This window comes from Pseudomonas sp. ASL8, assembly GCF_056680355.1.
Genome location: NZ_CM155278.1, coordinates 4,744,581 through 4,766,451, shown reverse-complemented (window position 1 = coordinate 4,766,451; position 21,871 = coordinate 4,744,581). Strand labels below are relative to the sequence as shown.

24 protein-coding genes are annotated in these 21,871 nt (G+C 56.9%); 23 read left to right on the top strand and 1 reads right to left on the bottom strand.

The window, feature by feature from the left end; all coding sequences use genetic code 11:
* The first annotated feature begins 502 nt into the window (after nt 1-502).
* From AC1MEA_RS21870 to AC1MEA_RS21780, 19 genes are all read left to right on the top strand, one after another.
* Nucleotides 503-871 carry an HNH endonuclease gene (locus AC1MEA_RS21870; protein ID WP_480417374.1) on the top strand — a complete coding sequence of 123 codons (369 nt, stop codon included), beginning with the start codon at nt 503-505 and terminating at the stop codon, nt 869-871.
* A gap of 179 nt (nt 872-1,050) precedes the next feature.
* Entirely contained in the window at nt 1,051-1,530 is a 480-nt protein-coding gene (locus AC1MEA_RS21865; RefSeq protein ID WP_480417373.1) for a phage terminase small subunit P27 family, read from the top strand.
* A 2-nt stretch (nt 1,531-1,532) separates the two neighbouring features.
* Complete coding sequence (locus AC1MEA_RS21860) at nt 1,533-3,251, top strand: terminase large subunit (protein WP_480417372.1); 1,719 nt, start codon at nt 1,533-1,535, stop codon at nt 3,249-3,251.
* A 14-nt stretch (nt 3,252-3,265) separates the two neighbouring features.
* Nucleotides 3,266-3,430 (top strand): hypothetical protein, encoded by a 165-nt coding sequence (locus AC1MEA_RS21855; protein ID WP_480417371.1) that lies wholly within the window; start codon nt 3,266-3,268, stop codon nt 3,428-3,430.
* The gene (locus tag AC1MEA_RS21850) at nt 3,423-4,775 is read left to right on the top strand and encodes a phage portal protein (protein ID WP_480417370.1); all 1,353 of its coding nucleotides are present in this window, start codon (nt 3,423-3,425) and stop codon (nt 4,773-4,775) included. The genes AC1MEA_RS21855 and AC1MEA_RS21850 overlap by 8 nt, the downstream gene beginning before the upstream one ends.
* Nucleotides 4,772-5,455 carry an HK97 family phage prohead protease gene (locus tag AC1MEA_RS21845; protein ID WP_480417369.1) on the top strand — a complete coding sequence of 228 codons (684 nt, stop codon included), beginning with the start codon at nt 4,772-4,774 and terminating at the stop codon, nt 5,453-5,455. The genes AC1MEA_RS21850 and AC1MEA_RS21845 overlap by 4 nt, the downstream gene beginning before the upstream one ends.
* Nucleotides 5,456-5,570: 115 nt before the next feature.
* Nucleotides 5,571-6,734: a phage major capsid protein gene (locus tag AC1MEA_RS21840; protein ID WP_480918198.1), complete on the top strand. Its 1,164-nt coding sequence runs from the start codon at nt 5,571-5,573 to the stop codon at nt 6,732-6,734.
* Between the two features lie 72 nt (nt 6,735-6,806).
* The gene (locus AC1MEA_RS21835; RefSeq protein ID WP_480417368.1) at nt 6,807-7,091 is read left to right on the top strand and encodes a hypothetical protein; all 285 of its coding nucleotides are present in this window, start codon (nt 6,807-6,809) and stop codon (nt 7,089-7,091) included.
* Nucleotides 7,092-7,109: 18 nt separating this feature from the next.
* Nucleotides 7,110-7,586 carry a head-tail connector protein gene (locus tag AC1MEA_RS21830; protein WP_480417367.1) on the top strand — a complete coding sequence of 159 codons (477 nt, stop codon included), beginning with the start codon at nt 7,110-7,112 and terminating at the stop codon, nt 7,584-7,586.
* The gene (locus tag AC1MEA_RS21825) at nt 7,586-7,921 is read left to right on the top strand and encodes a phage head closure protein (protein WP_480417366.1); all 336 of its coding nucleotides are present in this window, start codon (nt 7,586-7,588) and stop codon (nt 7,919-7,921) included. Before AC1MEA_RS21830 ends, AC1MEA_RS21825 begins: the two co-directional genes overlap by 1 nt.
* Entirely contained in the window at nt 7,914-8,357 is a 444-nt protein-coding gene (locus AC1MEA_RS21820; RefSeq protein WP_480417365.1) for an HK97-gp10 family putative phage morphogenesis protein, read from the top strand. The genes AC1MEA_RS21825 and AC1MEA_RS21820 overlap by 8 nt, the downstream gene beginning before the upstream one ends.
* Nucleotides 8,357-8,722 carry a DUF3168 domain-containing protein gene (locus AC1MEA_RS21815; RefSeq protein WP_323566213.1) on the top strand — a complete coding sequence of 122 codons (366 nt, stop codon included), beginning with the start codon at nt 8,357-8,359 and terminating at the stop codon, nt 8,720-8,722. Before AC1MEA_RS21820 ends, AC1MEA_RS21815 begins: the two co-directional genes overlap by 1 nt.
* A gap of 80 nt (nt 8,723-8,802) precedes the next feature.
* Nucleotides 8,803-9,309, top strand: a complete 507-nt coding sequence (locus AC1MEA_RS21810) for a phage tail tube protein (RefSeq protein WP_323566212.1) — start codon at nt 8,803-8,805, stop codon at nt 9,307-9,309.
* 9 nt (nt 9,310-9,318) lie between these two features.
* Nucleotides 9,319-9,759, top strand: coding sequence for a phage tail assembly chaperone family protein, TAC (locus AC1MEA_RS21805; protein WP_480417364.1), 441 nt, complete (start codon nt 9,319-9,321; stop codon nt 9,757-9,759).
* 23 nt (nt 9,760-9,782) lie between these two features.
* Nucleotides 9,783-9,992, top strand: a complete 210-nt coding sequence (locus AC1MEA_RS21800) for a hypothetical protein (protein WP_323566210.1) — start codon at nt 9,783-9,785, stop codon at nt 9,990-9,992.
* Nucleotides 9,993-9,995: 3 nt separating this feature from the next.
* Nucleotides 9,996-12,791: a phage tail tape measure protein gene (locus AC1MEA_RS21795; protein ID WP_480417363.1), complete on the top strand. Its 2,796-nt coding sequence runs from the start codon at nt 9,996-9,998 to the stop codon at nt 12,789-12,791.
* Nucleotides 12,781-13,119, top strand: coding sequence for a phage tail protein (locus tag AC1MEA_RS21790; protein WP_480417362.1), 339 nt, complete (start codon nt 12,781-12,783; stop codon nt 13,117-13,119). The genes AC1MEA_RS21795 and AC1MEA_RS21790 overlap by 11 nt, the downstream gene beginning before the upstream one ends.
* Before the next feature lie 9 nt (nt 13,120-13,128).
* On the top strand, nt 13,129-13,878 hold the full coding sequence (locus AC1MEA_RS21785) for a phage minor tail protein L (protein ID WP_480417361.1): 750 nt from the start codon (nt 13,129-13,131) through the stop codon (nt 13,876-13,878).
* 2 nt (nt 13,879-13,880) lie between these two features.
* The gene (locus AC1MEA_RS21780) at nt 13,881-14,636 is read left to right on the top strand and encodes a C40 family peptidase (protein ID WP_480417360.1); all 756 of its coding nucleotides are present in this window, start codon (nt 13,881-13,883) and stop codon (nt 14,634-14,636) included.
* A gap of 188 nt (nt 14,637-14,824) precedes the next feature.
* On the opposite strand, the gene AC1MEA_RS21775 is transcribed toward AC1MEA_RS21780, so the two are convergent.
* Nucleotides 14,825-15,010, bottom strand: a complete 186-nt coding sequence (locus AC1MEA_RS21775; RefSeq protein ID WP_480417359.1) for a hypothetical protein — start codon at nt 15,008-15,010, stop codon at nt 14,825-14,827.
* 120 nt (nt 15,011-15,130) lie between these two features.
* Between AC1MEA_RS21775 and AC1MEA_RS21770 the strand changes: the two genes are divergently transcribed.
* From AC1MEA_RS21770 to gpJ, 4 genes are all read left to right on the top strand, one after another.
* A complete protein-coding gene (locus AC1MEA_RS21770) occupies nt 15,131-15,397 on the top strand; it encodes a hypothetical protein (RefSeq protein WP_480417358.1) in 267 nt (88 codons plus the stop codon).
* Nucleotides 15,398-15,739: 342 nt separating this feature from the next.
* On the top strand, nt 15,740-16,084 hold the full coding sequence (locus AC1MEA_RS21765; RefSeq protein ID WP_480417357.1) for a hypothetical protein: 345 nt from the start codon (nt 15,740-15,742) through the stop codon (nt 16,082-16,084).
* 53 nt (nt 16,085-16,137) lie between these two features.
* Nucleotides 16,138-16,734, top strand: a complete 597-nt coding sequence (locus AC1MEA_RS21760) for a tail assembly protein (RefSeq protein WP_480417356.1) — start codon at nt 16,138-16,140, stop codon at nt 16,732-16,734.
* A gap of 56 nt (nt 16,735-16,790) precedes the next feature.
* Nucleotides 16,791-21,863 (top strand): TipJ family phage tail tip protein, encoded by a 5,073-nt coding sequence (gene gpJ, locus AC1MEA_RS21755; RefSeq protein ID WP_480417355.1) that lies wholly within the window; start codon nt 16,791-16,793, stop codon nt 21,861-21,863.
* The last annotated feature ends 8 nt before the right edge of the window (nt 21,864-21,871 follow it).

Below are 21,871 nucleotides of genomic sequence, written 5' to 3'. Positions count from 1 at the left end.
TCAGGTTTAGATGGATCGATTGCTGACGTCATAGTCTTGCTCCTGGCATTGATTGATCCTCACTGATAACGGCAACCGGCCACTATTTCAAGTAAATCGAGATCACCATGACAACCAAGCAACCCGACTGGGAGGCGCTCGATCATGCAGAAGCGTTGGCGTTCGCCCAGTGTATCTGGCCATCCGCAACAGTCGAGTGAGGTACCGCGTATACCCCTGATCACGATGAGGCTGAGCTGCTCGGTTAGTTGGTGGGTAGTGCCGTATATCCGGTGCATCGCGGTTATGTGCTGGTTGACCGGGCTGGGGCCGAATGTGGACAGGGTCACGACCTTTGCCATGCGCGGTATCAAGATCGTCATAAAGGATGACCAATGAGCGGATGCAGTGGATGTGCTGCCCGCCGTGCGCGAGCAATCAAATGGCTTAAGGTGTCGATGGATCGGGCGAAGAGCCTGATCAAGCCCGCAGCCCCAATCAATCCACCCAAGGAAAGTTCCTGATGGTAGCCCGTCCATGCCGAACGCGCGGCTGTCCCAGTCTGATCAAGTCGAAAGAGCAGCGCGGCTTCTGCGACACCCATGCAGCAATGCGCAGTAACTGGAATGCCAGGGTGGACAGGTCGGGCAGCACCACCCAGAGAGGATACGGCGCGGCATGGCAGCGCCTGCGCAAGGCGATTCTCGATCGTGACCATCACATGTGTCAGTGCGTTGAGTGCAAGCGCATTGGTCGCGTGCGTCCAGCCCATGAGGTTGACCACATCATCGCCAAAGCCAAGGGTGGAACGGACGCCCCAAGCAACCTGCAAGCCATCAACCGAGATTGTCACCGGACGAAGACCGCAAACGATTCGAAGCTGTGCGAATGACTCTTATTCTTCGGGCTGGATCGTCGGAATTCGTGCGGAATGCACGAAAATAGGCAAACCCTATCGATTTTTCGTTACCCATAGGGGGGCGGGTCAGAAGTCTGGGGCTTTACCCCTCCTGACCGCACCTGAGGTCCAATTCATACGCCCGCGAAAAATGAAATCCAGGAGTTGCGCCGATGCCGGGGGTCAAGGGGCGGTCCGGCCGTCGCCCGAAACCTACGGCCAGCAAGGCTTTGGCCGGAAATCCCGGTAAGAGAAAATTGAACACCGATGAGCCCGATTTCGCGCTCGTCACCAAGATTGAGCCCCCCGAGTGGCTATGTGCTAACTCGCAGGAAATGTGGAAACGGGTTGTCCCGTCTCTGCTTGCTGAGAAGATTCTTTGCATCACCGATTTGCACAACGTCGAGGCATTTTGTACGGCATATGCGAACTGGCGCGCCGCTCAGGCCGCAGTGGTTGAATTTGGAATTGTTGTCACGTCAGCCATGGGCTCGCCCATCAAAAACCCTGCACTTACCGCCGCAAAAGAGGCCATGGCCCAGATGGTGACCTTCGGCTCTCTGCTCGGTCTGGACCCTTCAAGCCGGTCCCGACTCACTGGTGGCAAGAAGGCTAGCGGGGCCAACGAATTTGCAGCACTCATGAACGGATAACCATGGCCTACAAATACCCCAACGTCGAAGCGGCGAACCGCTGGGCGCGGGATGTTGTAAGGGGCCGTGTTCCGGCATGCCGGTATGTCCAGTTGGCGTGCCAACGTCACTTGGACGATATCGTTCGGAGCAAGTCAGCAGGATTTGTTTACAAGTTCGACGGCAAGAAGGCAGAAAAAAAGCTGAAGCTCGCCCAGATGCTTCCGCATGTAAAAGGGGAATGGGCGTTCAAGCGTCAACTGATCACGCTTGAACCTTGGCAAAAATTCGGCCTTTCGATGACCTTCGGATGGGTAAAAAAGCGCTCAGGCTTGCGGCGCTTTCGGGAAAGTTACTGGGAGGTTCCACGGAAAAATGGCAAGAGCGTGATCGCCGCAGCGGTCGGTATCGGCATGTTCGTGCTGGACAACGAGTTTGGTGCAGAGATTTACAGTGGTGCGACCACTGAGAAGCAGGCGTGGGAGGTTTTTCGTCCGGCGCGGCTGATGGTGAAGCGCTCGCCGATGCTTATGGAGGCGGCCGGCATTGAGGTCAACGCCTCAAACATGAGCCGACCCGATGACGGAAGCCGATTTGAGGTTGTGATTGGCAACCCAGGTGATGGTGCGTCGCCGAGCTGCGCGATCGTGGACGAGTACCACGAACACGACAGTGCCGCACTTTACGAAACCATGCTCACCGGCATGGGTGCCCGGCGACAGCCGTTGATGTTCGTCATCACCACTGCAGGCAGCAACATCGAGGGGCCGTGCTACGACATGCGCGGCCGCGTCGTCGAGATGCTCGAGGGCACCGTCCCGGACGACGAGTTGTTTGGCTGGATCTGGACCATCGATGAGGGGGATGACTGGACTGATCCGAAAGTTATGGCCAAGGCCAACCCAAACATGGGCGTTTCGGTCTACCAGGATTACCTGGTCAGCCAACAACAGAAGGCAATCAAGAATGCCAGCTTCCAGAATACGTTCAAAACGAAGCATTTGAATGTGTGGGTTTCGGCCCGAACGGTCTATTTCAACATGGAAACCTGGCGTGATTGCTCTGATCCGGGCCTCACCATGGAGGATTTCGAAGGCAGCGAGTGCCTGATGTGCCTCGACTTGGCTTCCAAGACCGATATCTGCGCTCGGGTGAACCTGTTTTATCGAGTCATTGATGGCGTACTGCACTACTACAGCGTCGCGCCACGCTTCTATTTGCCTGATCAAACCATTCAGTACGGCACTGAAAAGTCTGTCGTCGAGCGTTATCAGAAGTGGGTCAACATGGGCCTGCTGACTGCGCACGATGGTGCGGAGGTCAGCTTCAACCAAGTCCGCGATGACCTTTTGCAGGATGCAAAACAGGTTTCGCTGACGGAGATCCCACTTGATGAATGGGGTGCCTTCCAGATCTCCCAGGACTTCGAGGGAGAGGGGTATACCCCGGTCAAAATACCCAAAACCACCAAAACGTTTTCGCCGGCCATGAAAGAGGTTTATGGGGCGATCTTGAACGGTCGTTTCCACCACGATGGCAATCCGATCCTCACCTGGATGATGGGCAATGTCACCGCGAAGCCTGATGCCAACGAAAACGTCTTTCCCCGTAAAGAAAAGTCTGCCAAGAAAATTGACGGTGCAGTAGCCCTATTGATGGGTGTGAGCCGCGCGATGTTGCTCGCGGGTGAAACCAATGGCGGGCTCGACAGCTTCTTCTCAAACCCGATTATCGTCGGATAACCCAGGTACAGAACATGAACTCCGGGCTCATCATATTTCTGGTTGTGGCCATTGCTGGTTTCGGCCTGTTCACGGCCGGCATATACATGCTGGCCGGATCAGGCTGGTCATTAATTGCCGGGGCCGCTTCAATGTTTGCTGTCGCCGGGTTCTTGCGTAAGGGGCTCATCAGTGGCTAAGCGATTTTCCGCAGTGCTGAATCAGGCCATGGTCAAGTCAGCAGAACCGAGCCTCGCAAAATCTTCACTGGCAGGCTGGATTGGTCGAACAATCGGTCTTCGCGACAGCAATTTTTGGCAGTCTTTTCTCAGTGCTGGTTCCTCCTCTGGCAAGTCGGTAACCGTCGAGAAAGCACTGCAGCTTTCAGCGGTTTGGTCTTGCGTGAGGCTGCTGGCAGAAACGATCGCAACACTGCCTCTCAACTTTTTTGAGCGTGACGGCGAAGAGCGCAAAGCGGCAACCGATCACCCGCTCTACGAGCTGTTGCACAACCAGCCGAACGCAGACATGACGTCCGTCGAGTTCTGGGAGATGGTGATGGCTTGCCTGCTTTTGCGGGGCAACGCTTTCGTTGAAATTGACCGCATTGGCAAACGCATTGCCTCTTTGACTCCGCTTTTGCCTGAGCGCATGAGCATCACCAGGCGAAGTGACGGGTCGCCAAAGTTCACCTACAACGACGACCAGACCGGTAAAACGCGAGAAATTGCCGAGGCTGACATGTGGCACATCAAGGGTTTTGGCATTGGTGGGCTGCTAGGGCTTTCGCCAGTCAGTTACGCGCGTGAAACACTGGGTTCGGCGATGGCGGCGGACGAGGCGTCGGGGAAGATTTTTGCCAACGGAATGCGTCCAAGCGGGCTGCTTTCCATGGAGCAGATCCTGAACGCAAAGCAGCGGGAGGAGGTTCGGGAAAGCCTGGCTGGTCAGTTTGCGGGCTCGATGAACACCGGGAAGATGATGGTGCTTGAGGCTGGGATGAAGTTCCAACAGATCACCATGAACCCCGAAGATGCCCAGATGCTTGAAACGCGGTCGTTCAACATCGAGGAAATTTGCCGATGGTTTCGCGTACCGCCGGTGCTCATCGGTCATAACAGCCAGACCACGTGGGGCAGCGGGATCGAGCAGATCATTATCGGCTTCCTGACATTCTCGCTGACGCCTTGGTTCCGGCGTATTGAAATGTCGATTCGGCGCTCACTGTTGGCGCCAGGCGAACGTAACCGATTCTTCGCTGAGTTCAGTGCCGAAGGATTGTTGCGGGCCGACAGTTCAGCTCGGGCCGCGTTCTTCTCAACCATGGCGCAGAACGGCGGCATGACCCGAAACGAGTTCCGCAAGAAAGAAAACCTCCCACCGTTGCCTGGCGGCGACATCCTCACCGTGCAATCAAATCTCGTGCCTCTCGATCAGCTTGGCAAGGCTGACGTTGGGCAGGGAGCAGCGAAATCCGCCCTGCGTCAGTGGCTGGGCATTACCGAGCAGGAGGACCCGGCATGTTCCGGAAAAGCGCAGTCTTGAAAATCAAGGCTTTCGAATTCGACACCAAGGCTATCAGCGATGATGGCCTTTTTTCTGGCTACGGTTCCGTGTTTGGTGTGGTCGACAGCTACAACGAAGTGGTCGCACCTGGTGCATTCCTCGAAAGCATCGCGGAAACCAAGGCCAAAGGCCGGACCTTCCCCGTTCTGTGGCAGCACCGCACCGGGGAGCCGATCGGCGATTGGAAAATTGATTCGCTCAAGGAAGATGATCGCGGCCTGTTTGGTGACGGCGAACTCTGGATGGACGACGCTGCATACGCCAAAACAGCGTATCGCGGCATGAAGTCGGGTGCTATTACCGGGCTTTCGATTGGTTATTGGGTGCGCGAGTCAACCTTTGATGAAAAGACGCGTATCCGCACCCTGACCAAGCTGGATCTGGTCGAGATATCCATCGTCACCACGCCTGCCAACGATGAGGCTAGGGTCGACGCCGTCAAGGCACGCCTGGCTCAAGGGCAATATCCAACTATTCGCGAGTTTGAAGAGCTTCTTCGGGAGAAGGGGTTCTCACGCTCGGAGTCTGAGGCCATTGCGGCCACTGGCTTCAAAAACTGGCAAGGACGGGAGTCCGAGACAGACCAAGGCGACACCAATTCCGCATCCATTCAGCAAATGAGTGAGCTGATGCGTGGCTTTCAACTCCCCAAAATTTGAAGGAAGACTCCCAATGTTCGAGAAAAAATTCCCTACGCAGCGTGAGTTCGGGCGCAAAGATGCATCTGGTGGCGGTGATGATCTGGGTGCTGTGACCAAGCAGCTCGGCGAGGTGATGAACCAAGTCAAAAACTTTGGTGAAGACATCGCCAAAAAGATGCAGGCCGGCGGACAGGTCACCGAAGAGCTGAAGCAAAAGGCCGATGCCGGCTTGACGCAAATGAACGAGCTCAAAGGCCTGTTCGATGAGCTCAAGGAGCGTCAGACCGAACTGGAGCAGAAGTCCACCCGTCGCGGCCAGGATGAGCCGACGGAGTTCAAGTCGGCGGGTCAACTGATCATCACTGATGAGGCGATGAAGGGCTTCAACAGCTCTTCGCGTAATTCGGTTCGTGTGCAGATGGATCGCAAAGCGCTGATGAACGTGCCAGCCACCGTTGGCACCGGCGTCAGTTCCGGCAACTCTCTGGTCCCTGCTGATCGCCGCCCGGGGATCATCACGCCCCCCGAGCATCGCTTGTCCATGCGTGATCTGCTGGCGCCGGGCCAAACCGGCGCCAACAGCGTCGAGTACGCTCAGGAAACCGGCTTCACCAACAACGCTGCAACCGTGGCTGAAGGCGCGGCCAAGCCTTACTCCAGCATCACGTTCAACCTGAAAACCGCAAATATCCGCACCATCGCGCATCTGTTCAAGGCTTCGCGTCAGTTGCTCGATGATGCACCGGCTCTGCAAAGCTACATCGATGCCCGTGCTCGCTATGGCTTGCGGCTGGTCGAGGATCGTCAGTTCCTGATGGGCGACGGCACCGGGCAAAACCTGCTCGGGATCATGCCGCAGGCCATCGAGTTCGTGGCGCCAATCGTTATCGCTAATGCCACGGCCATCGACCGTATGCGCCTGGCGCTCCTGCAGGCGGTGTTGGCCGAGTTCCCTTCGAGCGGTTTCGTGCTCAACCCGATCGACTGGGTCGGCATCGAACTCACCAAAGACAACGAAGGTCGCTACATCATCGCTCAACCGGTAAACGGAATCGGCCCGCGCCTTTGGGGTTTGCCGGTGGCTGAAACCATTGCCATGCCGCAGAACAACTTCCTGGCTGGTGCTTTCGACCTGGGCGCGCAGATCTTTGACCGCATGGACGTGGAAGTGCTTATTTCCACCGAAAACGACAAGGATTTCGAAAACAACCTGGTTTCGATCCGTGCTGAACAGCGGACTGGCCTGGCGGTTTACCGCCCAGAAGCATTCGTCACCGGTTTGGTCACCCCGGCCTGACGCGGTCTACCACCGAAGCACGAAAAAGATAGCCGCCTGCGGGCGGTTTTCTCGTCTCAGAGGACATTGAAAATGGCAAAAGCAGACGCTAATCAACAATTGTCTAGCGCTGATGATGCGTTGGACAACGACTCTTCGGCTGGCCCGTCGAGCGAAGCCAAAGAGGGGGAGGTCACGATCACTCCGGTTCGCCGTTATCACGGTGAAGACGGCTTCAAGAAGCCAGGTGACGAGCCATATCCCGTGTCGCGAGGCCGCGCTGCAGAGTTGATTGCAAACGGCCTGGCTGTCGACAGTAAAGACGCTCAAAAGGCGTTGAACAAAATGGACCCTTCACCAGATAACAAGGGCGCCTGATCAGAAGGGATATCGGCAATGAGCGTTATCGAAATCGAAGTCGCGATGCAGCACCTGCTCGCGGAACCTGAGGACCAAGACACTGTTCAGCTGAAGCTTGGGGCCGCCGAGCGCGCTGCCGCAAATTTCATGCAGCGCCGATTTTTTGTTGATCAGGCAGCATTGGACGTCGCCCTGGCTTCTTTGCCGATTTCTGTTACCGCCGCGCGAGTGGCGTACGAGCAGGCGGTCGCTGACGCTCAGCAGATAGAAAATGCTGAAGATCGGGCATCGTTTCTGGATGGCGCCCGTGCTCGATTTTGCGATTTACGGCAGCAGCTTGAGGCGATCTCCCGGGCAATTGTCATAAATGACGCCGTAGTCGCCGCGTGCCTTCTGATTTTGGGCAATCTGTATGCGAACCGAGAAGACGTGGTGATCGGTACGATTTCGTCAGAACTGCCCATGGGGTCAAAGTCGCTACTGATGCCTTACCGCGTCGGGATGGGTGCCTAATGCGCGCTGGCAAGTTGAGGCACCGGGTCGATATTCAGGTTAAGCAGCAGTCCCAAAACCCAGAAAACGGCGAGCCGGTCGATGAATGGGTCCCCGCGTGGAAGAAATGCCCGGCGGCCGTCGAGCCGGTGAGTGGTCGGGAGTTCATTGCCGGCCAAGCGACTCAGTCAGTGGTGACGGGGCGCATGATCATCCGGTACCGGCCCGGGGTCACAACCGACATGCGAGTACTGTACCGCGGCCTAATCCACAACATTCAAGCTGTCCTACCTGACTCAGGTTCTGGGAAGGACAACATGACGCTGCTGGTATCGGCGGGGGTGAATAATGGGTGATCACGTTACCTACAAGCTCACCGGCACCGCCGAACTGTCTAAGCGTTTTCGTGAGCTAAGCGAGCAGGTACGTACCAAAGTTGCCGCACCGGCGGCAAAAGATGCCATGGATATTGTGTTGGCTGATGCGAAGGATCGGGCCTCTCGGATTGATGATGCGAAAACGCGAAACTACCTCCCGAACAACATCGCCATGGTAGAGCGCAAGGCATTGGGCGCCGAGCTGGGGGCTGTCATTGTTTCGGTCGGTGTACGCAAGACCAAGTCCGGCCAGCGGGGCGGAAATACCTTCTACTGGTGGTGGGTAGAGTTGGGCACTGAACACGCTGCAGCCCATCCCTTCATACGGCCGGCCTTGGCCAACAACCGGGAAGCCGTGTTCAAAGAATTCATTAGTTCAGCGAAATACCAACTGCTAAAACTTGGAGAGAATTGATGGGGGCGCCAATCTTTAAGGTCTGCGCAGCGGCCCCTGGAGTTACAGCGTTGCTTGGGTCCGTTCCGACGAGGCTCTATCCGCATGGCGAAGCACCCCAGGGTGTGGTCAAACCATATGCGGTCTGGCAGGTCATCAGCGGTTCGCCACTCAACTTCATCAGTGGCCGCCCTCAGGCTGATCGATACGGTTTGCAGGTAGATGTCTATGCAGACACCGCAGCAGTCGCCGATCAGGTCGCCACGGCCATTCAGCATGCGATCGAGTTACAGAGCTATGTCACCAGCTTCAATGGTGCACCTCGTGACCCCGAGACGAAGAGCTACCGCAACAGCTTCGACGTTGCCTGGCTTGTAACCCGGTAACCAGAACACAACAAACGACCCGCTCCGGCGGGTTTTTTAATGCCCGCTGAAAAGATTTTCCATGAAAATCGGGAGTTTTAATGAAGACCCAAGGCACCGACCTTTACGCGATCGATCCAGCGGACCACACGCTTATCAATGTGGGCTGTTTCACCTCGCTCGAGGGTATCGACACCACGATTGCCCAAATCGAAACGACCTGCATGAACTCGAAGGCTCGCACTTACGAGGCGGGCTTGGCCGAGCCCGGCTCAGCATCTTTCGGCATCAACGTAGACACGGCGAATCCTGCGCACATTCGTCTGCATCAGCTGAAGAAATCTGGCACCACCTTGCAATGGGCTGTTGGCCTTTCCGATGGCCTTGATGCCGAAGGTAACGGCATTCCACCAACCATTGAAGCGACGGCTGGTGCTGACGGTATGCGTGACTTCGTGCTGCCTACCACCCGCAGCTGGATCACCTTCGAAGGCTACATGAACAGCTTTCCGTTCACGTTTGGCCTGAACGAAGTCATCAAATCGAGCGTAGGGATCCAGGTGTCCGGCGATCCTGAGCTTATTCCTAAAGTCGCTGTTGCACCGTAAGGACGCCTCATGGAACTCAGCATTGAAACGTTAAAAGCCGCCGGGGCTTTTGTTGGCCCACTGGTGTTGAAGGACATCACCTGGCACTCCAACGGCGAGCAGCACACCGCGACGATCTATGTCAGGCCTTCGTCCTACGCGACCATCACCCGCGACTGGGCTGCGGAACGCGAAGGCCGCGAAGGCACGGCAGCGCGCATTGCGAACAGCATCTGTAAAAAAGATGGCCAGCCGGTGTTCACCGCGATGGATATCGAAGGGAACGATGCAGAAGGCCGCGGCGCTCTGTGTGCCGAGCTCACCATCGCGCTGCTGAATGCGATGTCCGCCGCAAACGGGCTTGGCAAAGAATCCGCTGAAAAAAAATCGAAGCCTCCGAAGAAATCTGGTTCGACCTTGTCCTCAACGGCATCGGCGGTAAAAGCGTTGCCGAGGCCAAAGAGAATCTGAGTTACGAGGAGGCTATGTCATGGATGACATACATCCAGCAAAACGGCCCGTTGAATCTCGGTATCCGGATAGAGCGGGGTATTGCCCTGCTCGCGACAGTATTGAACCGAGTGCACGGCGGAAAAGCTGAGTTTTCCGATTACCTGCCAGACCGAAACCCCGAAGCTGAAATCGCGCAGGTAGCAGCTTCTGCCCAAGATATTTTTAGCCTGTTGCAGGCCGTGAAGAGGTGACAAATGGCAGTCGACTCGCTCGGGCAACTAACGGTTGACCTTGTTGCCAATACTGGCGGCTTCGAGAAAGGTATGGACCGGGCCCAGCGTGCGCTGAAGTCGGCCACCAAGGAGGCGGCCTATCAGGCGTCTCAGCTTGATAAGTTGGTCGGTCAGATTGATCCGGTGACTGGCGCTTACAGCCGGCTCGACAAGATGGAAGAGCAGCTCAGGGCTCACCGGAAGAGCGGAAGTCTTCCGACTGAAGATTTTAACCTCTACCTGAAACAGCTGAACGAGCAGCGGGATGCGCTTGGTAAAACCGACAAGCTTATGGCTCAAAACGGCCAGACAGCGAAGCAGTACGCCAACAACCTGCGCAACGTTCCCGCTCAGTTTACGGACATTGCGGTATCGCTTCAGGGCGGACAAAAGCCTCTCACGGTCTTGCTCCAGCAGGGTGGTCAGCTCAAGGACATGTTTGGTGGCGTAGGGCCGGCAGCCAAAGCACTGGGCGGTTATGTTCTCGGGCTGATTAACCCTCTCGCTCTGGCGGCTGCTGGCGCTGCTGCATTGGCTTACGCATATGAGCAGGGATCAGCGGAAGCTACCGCCTTCAATACCGCCCTTATCAATACAGGTAATGCGGCCGGGACCAATGCCGATAGATTGGGTTCTTCCGCTCAAGCAATATCGAAAACAGTGGGCACGGTCGGCGCCGCTGCTGAAGTACTGACCACGCTTGCGGCCTCTGGTAAAATTGCATCTGGCTCATTCGACGTCATTGCTATAGCGGCATTAAAGACGCAGGAGGCTACCGGACGCGCCGCCACTGAGATTGTCGGCGACTTCGTGAAGCTGGCACAGGATCCGGTCAAGGCATCCAAAGAGCTCAACGATCAGATTAACTATCTGAGTGCCAGCGTCTACACGCAGATCGCGGCGATGCAGGCGAGTGGAGACGTGCAGGGTGCCGCAGCATTGGCCGAGAAGACCTATGCCGAAGCGTTGAGCAGTCGTGCCGACAAGATCATCAGTAATCTTGGTCTGGTCGAGGGAGCATGGAACACCGTCAAGAATGCTGCCAAAGGTGCGTGGGATTCGTTTCTTGATGTGGGGCGCGAGTCGACCCTTGATCAGAAGCTAAAGGTTCTCAATGATCGCCTCAATGCAATCAAGCAGAATCAGTCGATCAGCCAGGGTGTGGCGCCGGATGACTCAATTCGTCAGCAGGCCACCAGTAACGAAATGACTCAGCTTTTGGTTCAAAAGCGCGAGACAGAGAATAGGCTGGCTGCCGGTGTTGCTCTGCAAAAGATCAACAAGGACGGCATCGATGCGCAGACGGCGCTCAATGAGTCCCTCGTCACCACTGCTTCAAATGCGGACAAGCTCAAGACCCGTTACGCCGAGATAGAAAAACAAGTCGAGCGGGCCCGGGTAACCGGCAAAGCTTATTCAGAAGAGCAAATCCAGCAACTTCGTGACGCGGCCGCCAAGCAGTTTGCCGATCCTAAGGTAAAGGCACCGAAGGCTTACACCGAAGATGCTGGTACCAAAATGCTCGACAGTTTGACTAAACAGACAGCTGCACTTGAGGCGCAGGCCGGATCCACCGTCAAGCTCAACCAATCCCAGCAGGATCTGGTGAAGTGGGAGCAGGAACTGGCGGATATCAAGAATAAGAAAATCCTTACGGCTGATCAAAAATCGCTGCTGGCCAATGCTGATCAGATCACCGGTCAGCTGAAAATAAATGCTGCGCTTGAGGTGGAAAACGACCTTCGCAAAAAGGCAACTGCGGAAGCCAAGAAATTCACGGCGTTTCAGGAAAACTTGAGCAGCCAGTTGGCCAGCGCCCAGCTTGGCCTGAGCAACAACCTGGCAGGCACGGGGCAGGGTGATGTCCAGAAACAGCGCTTACAAGAACAGCTGAGCATTCAGCAGTCCTATCAATCGCAGCTCGACAAGCTTGAGTCTCAGCACAATAAGGGCCAGATCAGCGATAGCCTGTACTCGCAGGAAACATCAGCGCTTCAAGGTGCGCTGAACCAGCGTATGGCCATGCAGGGCAAGTATTACGAGGATCTTGATAAGGCCCAGGCAGACTGGACCAATGGGGCGTCATCGGCCTATCAGGACTATTTGCAAAGTGCCAAGGACGTTGCGGGTCAGGCCAAGAGCCTATTCAGCAACGCGTTCAGCTCCATGGAAGACGCCGCCGTAAACTTTGCCATGACCGGCAAGTTGTCGTTTGGTGACTTTGCCAAATCAGTGCTGTCTGACTTGGCTCGAATTGCTGCGCGACAGGCTGCTTCGTCAGGGTTGAGCGCAATATTTGGTGTGGCTACGTCAGTCGCAGGGGCATATTTCGGGAGCGCTCCAGCATCTGCCGGCTCTACGGCTGCGGGCTACAGTGCCAAGTATGGATTTGATGAGGGCGGCTATACCGGCCCTGGTGGGAAGTACGAGCCTGCTGGCATTGTTCATGGTGGCGAGGTTGTGATCCGCAAGGATGTCGTAGACCAGCCAGGGATGAAAGATTATCTGGTGAACCTGAACAAGCGAGGTTACGCCGACGGGGGCTATGTCGGTCTCAGCGCTGGATCTGGTGCTGCACAGGCGGGCGCTGCTCCGGCTGGGCAGGTTCTAATCCAGCAAACGATAGCGGTGCCAGAGTCGGGTAGCAGTACAACTCAGAAAGACTCCCAGTTCATGGGCCAAGCTTATGCCGAGGTAGCCAAGCGTGGTGCCGAGCAGGCTATTGCCCAGGAGTTGATGCCGGGTGGAAAAATCTGGAGGCTCGTCAATGGCCGTTGAAACATTCACCTGGTGTCCTAAGGTTTCATCGACCAGTTCGCCTGAGTACCGAACCCGATCGTCCAAGTTCGGGGACGGTTACGAACAGGTAGTTGGCGAGGGCATCAACAACCGAGTTGATGCCTGGCCACTCACCTTCGTTGTGAACGAGGAGGTGGCGCTGGAGATCAAGGCGTTTCTCGATCGTCACGGCGGATTCAAGTCCTTCCTATGGACGCCGCCGCTTGGACAGTTGGCTTTCTTCCGGGCAACGGCGCCGGCGGTCACACCCAATGGTGCTGGCATGTTCAACCTATCCACCACCTTTACACAGTCATTCCTTCCATAGGGGGCATCCATGCCGCTGATTAGTGATATCCAGACTCTTGAGCCTGGCAGCGAAGTGTTGCTCTTCGAATTGGACGGCAGCGACTACGGGGCAGACGTTCTGCGCTTTCACGGGCATTCCATCCCGCACACACCGGCAGAAATCATCGCTGCCGGTGTGAACGCAGACCAGTTGCCGGCGAAGGCTATCTGGTGGCAGGGCAATGAGTACGGCGCCTGGCCAATGCAGATTGACGGCATTGAGGCCAATGGTGACGGTACGGCGGTTCGCCCATCGTTGTCGGTTGGCAACGTCAACGGCCGGATCACCGCGCTGTGCCTGGCATTCGACGACCTGCTCGAGTTCAAGCTGACGATGCGGCACACCTTGGGTCGATATCTGGACGCGCAGAACTTCCCGGACGGCAATGCCGAGGCGGACCCTACTCAAGAATCCATCGAGGTTTGGTACGTCGACCAGAAGACAAACGAGGATGGGGAGACTGTCAGCTGGGAGCTTGCCAGCCCGGGCGATATTGGTGGTGAATCCATTGGCCGACAGATGACCACCTTGTGCCACTGGTGCCTAACTGGCGGATATCGGGGGCCGAACTGCGGCTGGACGGGGCCTTACTTCACAAAGGATGGTGTGCAGACGGATAACCCTGAGCTGGACGCATGCGATGCCACCCTGGGGCGCGGCTGTAATCCGAGATTCGGCGACGGTAACGCACTCCCATTCGGTGGCTTTCCTGCGGTTTCCCTGATAGCCCGGAGCTGATCATGCGCAAGTACATCATCACCGCCATCCAGGCGCACGCGGTCGCCGAGTACCCGAAAGAGTGCTGTGGCCTGTTGCTGGCGATCGGGCGTAAGCAGAAGTACTTCCCGTGCCGGAACGTCTCTACCGATCCGACCGAAGAGTTCAGAATCGATCCAGAGGACTATGCCGCAGCGGAAGACGTCGGCGAAGTAATTGCCGTGATTCATTCACATCCGGACGCAACCAGCCGGCCTTCGCCGCGCGACTTGGCCATGTGTGAGGCCACCGAGCTGCCCTGGCATATCCTGAGCTGGCCGGAGGGCGATCTGCGCACGGTCACGCCGACCGGCGCCACGCCATTGCTCAAGCGCCCGTTTGTACATGGGGCGTGGGATTGCTGGCAGGTTTGCGCGGACTGGTACATGCGCGAATGGGGGCTGGAGTTCGAGGCATTCAAGCGAGAGGACGGCTGGTGGGAGGATCCGAATGGGCCGAGTCATTATGAGCAGCTGCATGAGGGGGCCGGCTTCTATCGTGTCGATGCCCCGCAGCGCGGCGACATTGTGATCATGTCGATCGGCAAAACTGCGCATCCGAACCACGCTGGTATTTTCCTCGGTACCGATCCGGCATTACCGGGCGAAGAGGTTGATGTATTTGGCCCTGGTCCTTTCCTGCTGCATCACCTATACGGAAGGCCTTCAGAGATCATCGTCTTTGGCGGCCCTTGGCATGCGCGCGCGCGCTTGATTCTGCGTCACAACAACGCGAAATAATCACATGATGCGGCGATGCCGCTGGAGAAGGGTATGAGCAGCAATCACGAAGAAATTGCAAAGAAAGTGGAAGACCTAGAGCGCGAGATTCGTGAGTTGAAGGCCCGAATCGATCAAGAGTCGGGTCAAAGGGCTTCGGCAGACCAAAGCCTTTCGTCCCGAATTCATATGCTGTCAGTCAATGCTTGTTAGCAGGCATGCTCCTTCGCGGCTTCATGTTTCGCCAATTGTTCAATTTGAGCGATGGTCAAACTGTGAATCGGAGAGTTAGGCGTTACCCATATCTGGGTTTGAGTACCTGACGCATTGCTCTTAAGAGCAACCAACAGACGACCATCTTCCGAGATGCTTACGCTTGTGATGTTGAACGACATTTGACCTCCAGGTCATAAAAGCGCCGAAATTGGCGCACTCCAGTCCTTGGGCTTGCAGGCAAAGGACTGGGGGATCCTTTAATTCATTTCTCGCTGCCCATCCGGCAGAAGGAGGGCTGCATGCAAACCTCGCAACGCTACATGCTGACCATTCACGACCTTTTCACCATTACCGATGGCGTTATCTGCGGGGCTGAAACCGAGGTCGCAATTTTGGACGCCGGTGTCAAGATCGATCGCATGAAATTCTCCGGCAAGTGCCAGAGCAAGGACGGCTATCGCCGTGCCTACACGGGCACGCCGGAGCTGACCGCCGAACTTTTTTCCGGGCCGGGTCGAATTCTCTTTGAGAAATCCGAAGTCACTCCGGCAGCGTCAGTCCGCTGACGAAGTCATCAGAGCCAAGCCTATGAGAACCATATCTCACGACATATTCGGCGCTTAGGTGAGATGCTGCGGATTCAGCTATATGTTTGCTCGCGTAAACGTCAATCAGATGCCAAGCGGCAGGACTCTCCCTCAATACCGCCCAGCCCAGCACCCAGCCTTTATTGTCAGGGTCTGGCGGAAGGTTTTTAGCGAGACTCTTGATTAGCATGGTTGCTCCTTGATTTGCAAAGCGGAAGAAACTACTCCTGAACGCTGGCGCTGCGCCACTGTCATTCCGTCCATGCTGGATGCCCGAACAGGCCGTGATACAGTCCCCTCATATCTCAACGAGGGAAGAGCATGAGAATTTTAATAGGGCTTATAGCGGTCGCCCTGCTGGCTGGGTGTGTTTCGCCGAGTGATTTGAAAGGAAATGACCCGACCGTCAATACCACTACGAAGAAAACGCCGAAGCAATACGCTTTGTGCGTATTTCCAAAGTGGCAAGATGCAAGGTCTGAGGCAGTAATGTCTGAAACTGCGGAAGGTTATAGGCTGGTCATTGGAGCAATGAATCTCACAGATGAGCTTCTGGAGATCAAAAAAACATCCGCTGGGAGCTCAGTTAATTTTTATCAGCGAGTCGCGTGGATGCCCGGTGTTGGCAGATCTGCGGTCGAGACTGCTGTGAAATCTTGCCTGTAACTCAATTGAGTAACCATCCACCTCCGGGCGGTTTTTTATTTTCGGGAGAAGTAATGTCCGTTTCAGTAGCCCACTACGCGCCGATGACAGACATTAGGTTGTCTGGTTCTCTAGCGAAGAAGTTTGGTCGAGTTCATCACCGACAGATGGACTCAGGAGATACTTGGGAGGTTTTTCGAGCGCTGAAGGTGACGCTTGATGGGTTCGATGACGAAATCAAACGATTGGCTCGACTGGGAATGCGCTTCGCCATATTCAGAAATCGAAAAAACGCGGGGACTGATGAGTTTGGTATTGGTGGCACTAGAGAGATCCGGATTGTCCCAGTGGTGGAGGGTAGCAAGCGAGCTGGTTTACTACAGACGATAATTGGCGCTGTAATTTTCGCTGCTTCTTTCTTTATTCCTGGTATGCAGGGGTGGGGACAAAGCTTGGGAGCCTCGCTCGCCCTGGGAGGCGTAATTCAGATGCTCAGTCCCCAGGCCTCCGGCCTCAAGCAGAGCGCATCCCCTGACAACATGCCGTCATACGCCTTCGGCAGCGCCAAGAACACCACGGCCAGCGGTAACCCTGTGCCGATCTGCATCGGCGAGCGCCGGTGGGGTGGTGCAATCATTTCCGCATCGATCTACGCCGAAGACAAAACGTAGTCAGGACGCAGCAAGCAGGCCGCCAATTGGCGGTTTTTTTTCGCCTGGAGGAAAGCATGGGCGCAGCACAGAAGATCAACATCCACGGCGAGAAGGGCGGCAGTAGCAGCCCGAAGTCGCCAGTTGAGGCCAGCGATAGTCTGCGCTCGACCAATCTTGCAAAGCTCCTGATCGCAGTGGGCGAGGGTGAGTTCGACGGTACTCCGACCGACTATGACATCTACCTGGACAATACGCCGATCAAGGACGCCAGCGGAAACCTCAACTTCCCGAATGTGAAGTGGGACTGGCGCTCGGGCTCCGTCGATCAGACCTACATTCCTGGTATCCCATCGGTCGAGAACGAAACCTCACTGAATATTGAGTTGCGCAGCGACAGTCCTTGGGTGCGTTCGATCACCAACACACAGCTTTCGGCAGTGCGTGTGCGCCTGGCGTGGCCGGCGCTCCAGCAGCAGGACGATAGCGGAAACGTCGGCGGGTACCGAATTGAGTACGCAGTCGACGTATCAACGGACGGTGGCGCCTACCAGCAGGCCCTGATCGAGGCTGTGGATGGGAAGACCACCACGCGCTACGAGCGGTCGCGCCGTGTAGATCTACCTGTGGCCACCAGTGGTTGGCAGATCCGCGTTCGCCGGATCACTGCGAACCAGAACAGCAACAAGATCGCGGACACTATGTTGGTCGCCGGTTACACGGAAGTGATCGACGCCAAGCTGCGCTATCCAAACACCGCGTTGCTCTATATCGAGTTCGATGCCGAGCAGTTCACCAACATCCCGGCCGTGACTGTGAAGTGCAAGGCCCGCAAATGGCAGGTGCCGAGCAATTACGACCCTGTTGCCCGCACTTACGCGGGGATTTGGGACGGCACTATGAAGCAGGCCTGGACCAATAACCCGGCCTGGATCACGTTCGGCGTGTGCACGGAGGACCGTTTCGGTTTGGGCAAGCGCATCAAGTCGTTCATGGTCGACAAGTGGGAGCTGTATCGGATTTCGCAGTATTGCGACCAACTAGTGCCTAACGGCATCGGCGGTACCGAGCCGCGGTTCCTGTGCGATATGAACCTTCAGGGTAAGGCTGATGCCTGGTCGCTGCTTCGTGATATCGCTGGCATTTATCGGGGTATGACCTACTGGGCCCAGGGCCAGCTGGTGATGCAGGCTGATATGCCGCGCGCGCAGGACTTCGACTACGTCTTCACCCGGGCAAACGTCATTGACGGCAAGTTCTCCTACGGTAGTGCTTCATCCAAGACCCGTTACACCCGGTCCCTGGTCAGCTACGACAATCCGGCGAACAACTACGACACTGACGTCATTCCGTTCGCAGATTTGGACCTGCAGCGGCGCATGGGTGACAAGCCAACCGAAATCAGCGCTATCGGTTGCACCCGTGCCTCTGAAGCTCAGCGCCGCGGAAAATGGGCAATCCTGAGCAACAACCAAGACAGAACTGTCAGCTTCAAAACGGGTATGGAGGGTGTGATTCCTCTGCCGGGGCACATCATCCCGGTGGCGGATTCGCTGCTGGCTGGTCGAGAGGTTGGTGGCCGAATTTCGGAAGCTGCTAGCCGGGTCGTGACATTGGACCGCGATACCCAGGCGAAAGCCGGTGACCGTTTGATCATCAACCTACCTGGTGGCCGCGCCGAAGGCAGGACGGTACAAAGCGTTAATGGCCGCGCCGTTACCGTAACTACGGCCTACAGCGAGCAACCATTACCGCAACTTCAATGGGCTATCGACGCCGATGATCTCGCAATCCCTCTGTACCGGGTTCTGCGGACAAAACGCACCACTGAAGGCGATTTTGAGATTAGCGCTCTGCAGTACGAGCCAAGCAAGTTCGCGTACATCGATACCGGAGCGCGGCTGGAAGAGCGGCCGATCAGCGTGATCCCGATTACCGTCGTCCCGGCACCGGCAAGCGTCAGCCTGACTTCAAACACCGTTACCGCTCAAGGTCTGGCCGTCACTACCATGACCATCGCCTGGCCTGCAGTTGCGGGCGCAGTCGCATACGACGTGCAGTGGCGCAAGGACAGCGGCAACTGGATCAGTATGCCGCGCACCGGTACCGCGAGCGTCGATATCGTCGGCATTTACGCTGGTGCTTATCTGGCTCGAGTGCGTGCCGTCAGTGCGTTCGATATCTCGTCGATCTGGAAAAGTTCGAACCTGACCCAGCTGAACGGTAAGGAAGGACTACCTCCGGCTGTCACCATGCTCACCGCGACCAGCCTACTCTTCGGGATTGGCCTCAAGTGGGGGTTCCCAGCCGGAGCCGAGGACACCCAGCGTACCGAGATCTGGTACGGGCCGACCACAGACCTCACTGCTGCGACCAAGCTGGCAGACCTGGCTTACCCGCAAAGCGATTACTCGATGCAAAGCCTGCTCGCGGGCGCCTCGTTCTTCTTCTGGGCGCGGCTTGTCGACCGGACTGGCAACATTGGGCCCTGGTATCCAGTAGGGAACGGCGTATTGGGCCAGGCCAGTTCGGACGCTGGACCGATTCTTGACCAGATCGCCGGGCAGATTTCCGAAACCGAACTGGGGCAGCAGCTTGCAAGCCGCATCGACCTTATCGACGGGCCGGCCTCGTTGGCTGGATCGGTTGCTAACCAAGTTGCTCAGGAGGCGCAGGCCCGGGTGGTTTCTGACCTGGCCAATGCAACCGCGATTACCAAAGAGGGGAGCGACCGTGCGACGGCGATCCTCGGGGAGGCCTCGGCCAGAACGGCCGCAATTCTTGTGGAGGCTCAGGCGCGCCAAGCTGCGGTCACCACTGAAACAACCGCGCGGCAAGGCGCTGATACCTCGTTAGGTCAGCGCATCGATACCGTCACCGCAGCTAACGGCACCACCGCGGCCGCTATTCAGACCGAAGCCACGGCACGTACCAGCGCAGACACGGCGCTCGGGACGCGCATCGACACCGTCACTGCTACAACCGTTTCAAACACTGCGGCGATCACCAGTGAGTCCACAGCCAGGACATCGGCAGATACCGCGCTGGGTACTCGCATCGATACGGTGGTCGCTACGGCGACTGCCGATAGGACGACGCTGAACGCGGCCGTCACCAGCGAGTCAGCCGCAAGAGTCGGCGCCGATACAGCGCTGGGCTCTCGGGTTGACACCGTCTCTGCGACTGTTGCAGGCAAGGCTGACGCGTCGGCAGTCAATAGCCTGACTACACGAGTGACCACAGCAGAGGGCACGATCACCAGCCAGGGCGGTTTGATCACTGGATTAAATAATGGCCTGGCCACCACCAACACCAACGTCACTGCTGCGCAGACCGCAGCCAACAACGCAAACACGCTGGCCGGCGGCAAGGGGAAAGTCCTGGTCCAAACGACGACTCCTATCGTTGCTGATCAGCTTGCTCAGAATCTCTGGATCGATATCACGGGAGGTGCCAATACCCCAAAACGGTGGACTGGATCTGCCTGGGCCGCAGTGACGGACAAGGTGGCAACGGACGCCGCCACTGCTGCCGCTAATGCACTCAGTGTTGCGAATACCAAAGCTGATTCGTCTGCGGTTACTGCTTTGACTACGCGCGTGACATCGGCGGAAGGGACGATCAGTTCACAGGGATCGAACATCACGACTCTGACCAATAGCCTCACCACTACCAATGGGAACGTGACGACTGCGCAGAATGCGGCGACCGCAGCACAAACCGCAGCACAGGCAGCGTCGGATCTTGCGGGCGGGAAGGGCAAGGTGCTTGTCCAGTCGACAACACCGATAGCGGCGGATCAGCTCACCCAAAACTTGTGGATCGACACGACTGCCAGCGCAAACACTCCGAAACGCTGGAGCGGGAGCGCTTGGGTTGCTGTTACGGACAAGGTGGCCAGTGATGCGGCAGCGGCAGCGGCGAACGCTCTCAGCGTGGCCAACACCAAAGCAGATGCGAGCGCAGTCAACAGCCTGACGACTCGAGTCACCAGTGCTGAGGGTACGATCAGCTCTCAAGGCACAGCACTCACAAGCCTGAGCAACAGCCTAACGACCACCAACACTAATGTCGCAGCAGCACAAGCGGCCGCGGCGAACGCTGCGACATTGGCGGGCGGGAAGGGCAAGGTGCTCGTCCAGTCGACAATCCCAGTTGCTGCGGATCAGTTGCCACAGAACCTGTGGATCGACATCACCAGCAATGCCAACACGCCAAAGCGCTGGGATGGATCAGCCTGGACGGCTGTTTCGGACAAGGTCGCTACGGATGCAGCGACCGCTGCGGCTGCTGCGAGTGCACTGGTCGCTAGCAAGGCGGATGCCTCGACAGTTTCAGCGCTGACAACCCGCGTTAGTTCGGTCGAGGGGGTGATCACAAGTCAGGCCGACTCTGTGATGGCATTGCGGGCTAGCGCTAGGAGTGATGACGGGGAGGGTGATCTGGCGGATGCGTTACAGGGCTACAACGCCAATGCCAGTTTCACGCAGGAGGTGACGGTCCGGGCAAGTGCTGACGAGGCCCTATCCCAGCGCATCACGACGTTCGATGCGACTCTCGGCCAGATGAGCGCGAACATTACCGATCTGGAGCAGGTGGTGGTAACCAGCGAGGCAGCGACCGCTCAGGCAATCCAGACCCTCAGTGCGACTGTCGGCGAGAACAGTTCAGCCATCCAGACCACAGCCACGGCCTACGCCGACACTGCTGGCAAGCTAACCACCATGTGGTCGGTCAAAATGCAGGTGGCCAGTGACGGAAAGTATGTCGCTGCGGGCGTAGGCCTGGGCATTGAGAACACCGATGCAGGCCTGCAAAGCCAGTTCATCGTCAGCGCGGATCGGTTCGCTATCGTCAACACGATGGCTGGGGGAGCGGCATCAGTTCCATTCGCGGTGCAGGGCGGTCAAGTTTTCCTGGGGGCCGCATTTATCCGGGACGGAACGATCACCAACGCCAAGATTGGCAGCTACATCAGTTCGACCAACTACATCGCTGGTCAACAGGGATGGATTCTCAATAAAGACGGAACGCTTGAGATAAATGGTGTGGTGGCGGGCGGCGGAAAGCTGGTTATCACCAATCGCTCGGTACGGGTCTATGACGCGTCAAACGTCAAGCGTGTGCAGCTTGGAGATCTCTCTGAATGAGTTTTGGA

Coding starts and splice junctions, on each gene's coding strand:
- AC1MEA_RS21870 (WP_480417374.1), top strand. CDS start 503: ATGGTAGCCCGTCCATGCCGAACGCGCGGCTGTCCCAGTCTGATCAAG.
- AC1MEA_RS21865 (WP_480417373.1), top strand. CDS start 1,051: ATGCCGGGGGTCAAGGGGCGGTCCGGCCGTCGCCCGAAACCTACGGCC.
- AC1MEA_RS21860 (WP_480417372.1), top strand. CDS start 1,533: ATGGCCTACAAATACCCCAACGTCGAAGCGGCGAACCGCTGGGCGCGG.
- AC1MEA_RS21855 (WP_480417371.1), top strand. CDS start 3,266: ATGAACTCCGGGCTCATCATATTTCTGGTTGTGGCCATTGCTGGTTTC.
- AC1MEA_RS21840 (WP_480918198.1), top strand. CDS start 5,571: ATGAACCAAGTCAAAAACTTTGGTGAAGACATCGCCAAAAAGATGCAG.
- AC1MEA_RS21835 (WP_480417368.1), top strand. CDS start 6,807: ATGGCAAAAGCAGACGCTAATCAACAATTGTCTAGCGCTGATGATGCG.
- AC1MEA_RS21830 (WP_480417367.1), top strand. CDS start 7,110: ATGAGCGTTATCGAAATCGAAGTCGCGATGCAGCACCTGCTCGCGGAA.
- AC1MEA_RS21825 (WP_480417366.1), top strand. CDS start 7,586: ATGCGCGCTGGCAAGTTGAGGCACCGGGTCGATATTCAGGTTAAGCAG.
- AC1MEA_RS21820 (WP_480417365.1), top strand. CDS start 7,914: ATGGGTGATCACGTTACCTACAAGCTCACCGGCACCGCCGAACTGTCT.
- AC1MEA_RS21815 (WP_323566213.1), top strand. CDS start 8,357: ATGGGGGCGCCAATCTTTAAGGTCTGCGCAGCGGCCCCTGGAGTTACA.
- AC1MEA_RS21810 (WP_323566212.1), top strand. CDS start 8,803: ATGAAGACCCAAGGCACCGACCTTTACGCGATCGATCCAGCGGACCAC.
- AC1MEA_RS21805 (WP_480417364.1), top strand. CDS start 9,319: ATGGAACTCAGCATTGAAACGTTAAAAGCCGCCGGGGCTTTTGTTGGC.
- AC1MEA_RS21800 (WP_323566210.1), top strand. CDS start 9,783: ATGACATACATCCAGCAAAACGGCCCGTTGAATCTCGGTATCCGGATA.
- AC1MEA_RS21795 (WP_480417363.1), top strand. CDS start 9,996: ATGGCAGTCGACTCGCTCGGGCAACTAACGGTTGACCTTGTTGCCAAT.
- AC1MEA_RS21790 (WP_480417362.1), top strand. CDS start 12,781: ATGGCCGTTGAAACATTCACCTGGTGTCCTAAGGTTTCATCGACCAGT.
- AC1MEA_RS21785 (WP_480417361.1), top strand. CDS start 13,129: ATGCCGCTGATTAGTGATATCCAGACTCTTGAGCCTGGCAGCGAAGTG.
- AC1MEA_RS21780 (WP_480417360.1), top strand. CDS start 13,881: ATGCGCAAGTACATCATCACCGCCATCCAGGCGCACGCGGTCGCCGAG.
- AC1MEA_RS21775 (WP_480417359.1), bottom strand. CDS start 15,010: ATGTCGTTCAACATCACAAGCGTAAGCATCTCGGAAGATGGTCGTCTG.
- AC1MEA_RS21770 (WP_480417358.1), top strand. CDS start 15,131: ATGCAAACCTCGCAACGCTACATGCTGACCATTCACGACCTTTTCACC.
- AC1MEA_RS21765 (WP_480417357.1), top strand. CDS start 15,740: ATGAGAATTTTAATAGGGCTTATAGCGGTCGCCCTGCTGGCTGGGTGT.
- AC1MEA_RS21760 (WP_480417356.1), top strand. CDS start 16,138: ATGTCCGTTTCAGTAGCCCACTACGCGCCGATGACAGACATTAGGTTG.
- gpJ (WP_480417355.1), top strand. CDS start 16,791: ATGGGCGCAGCACAGAAGATCAACATCCACGGCGAGAAGGGCGGCAGT.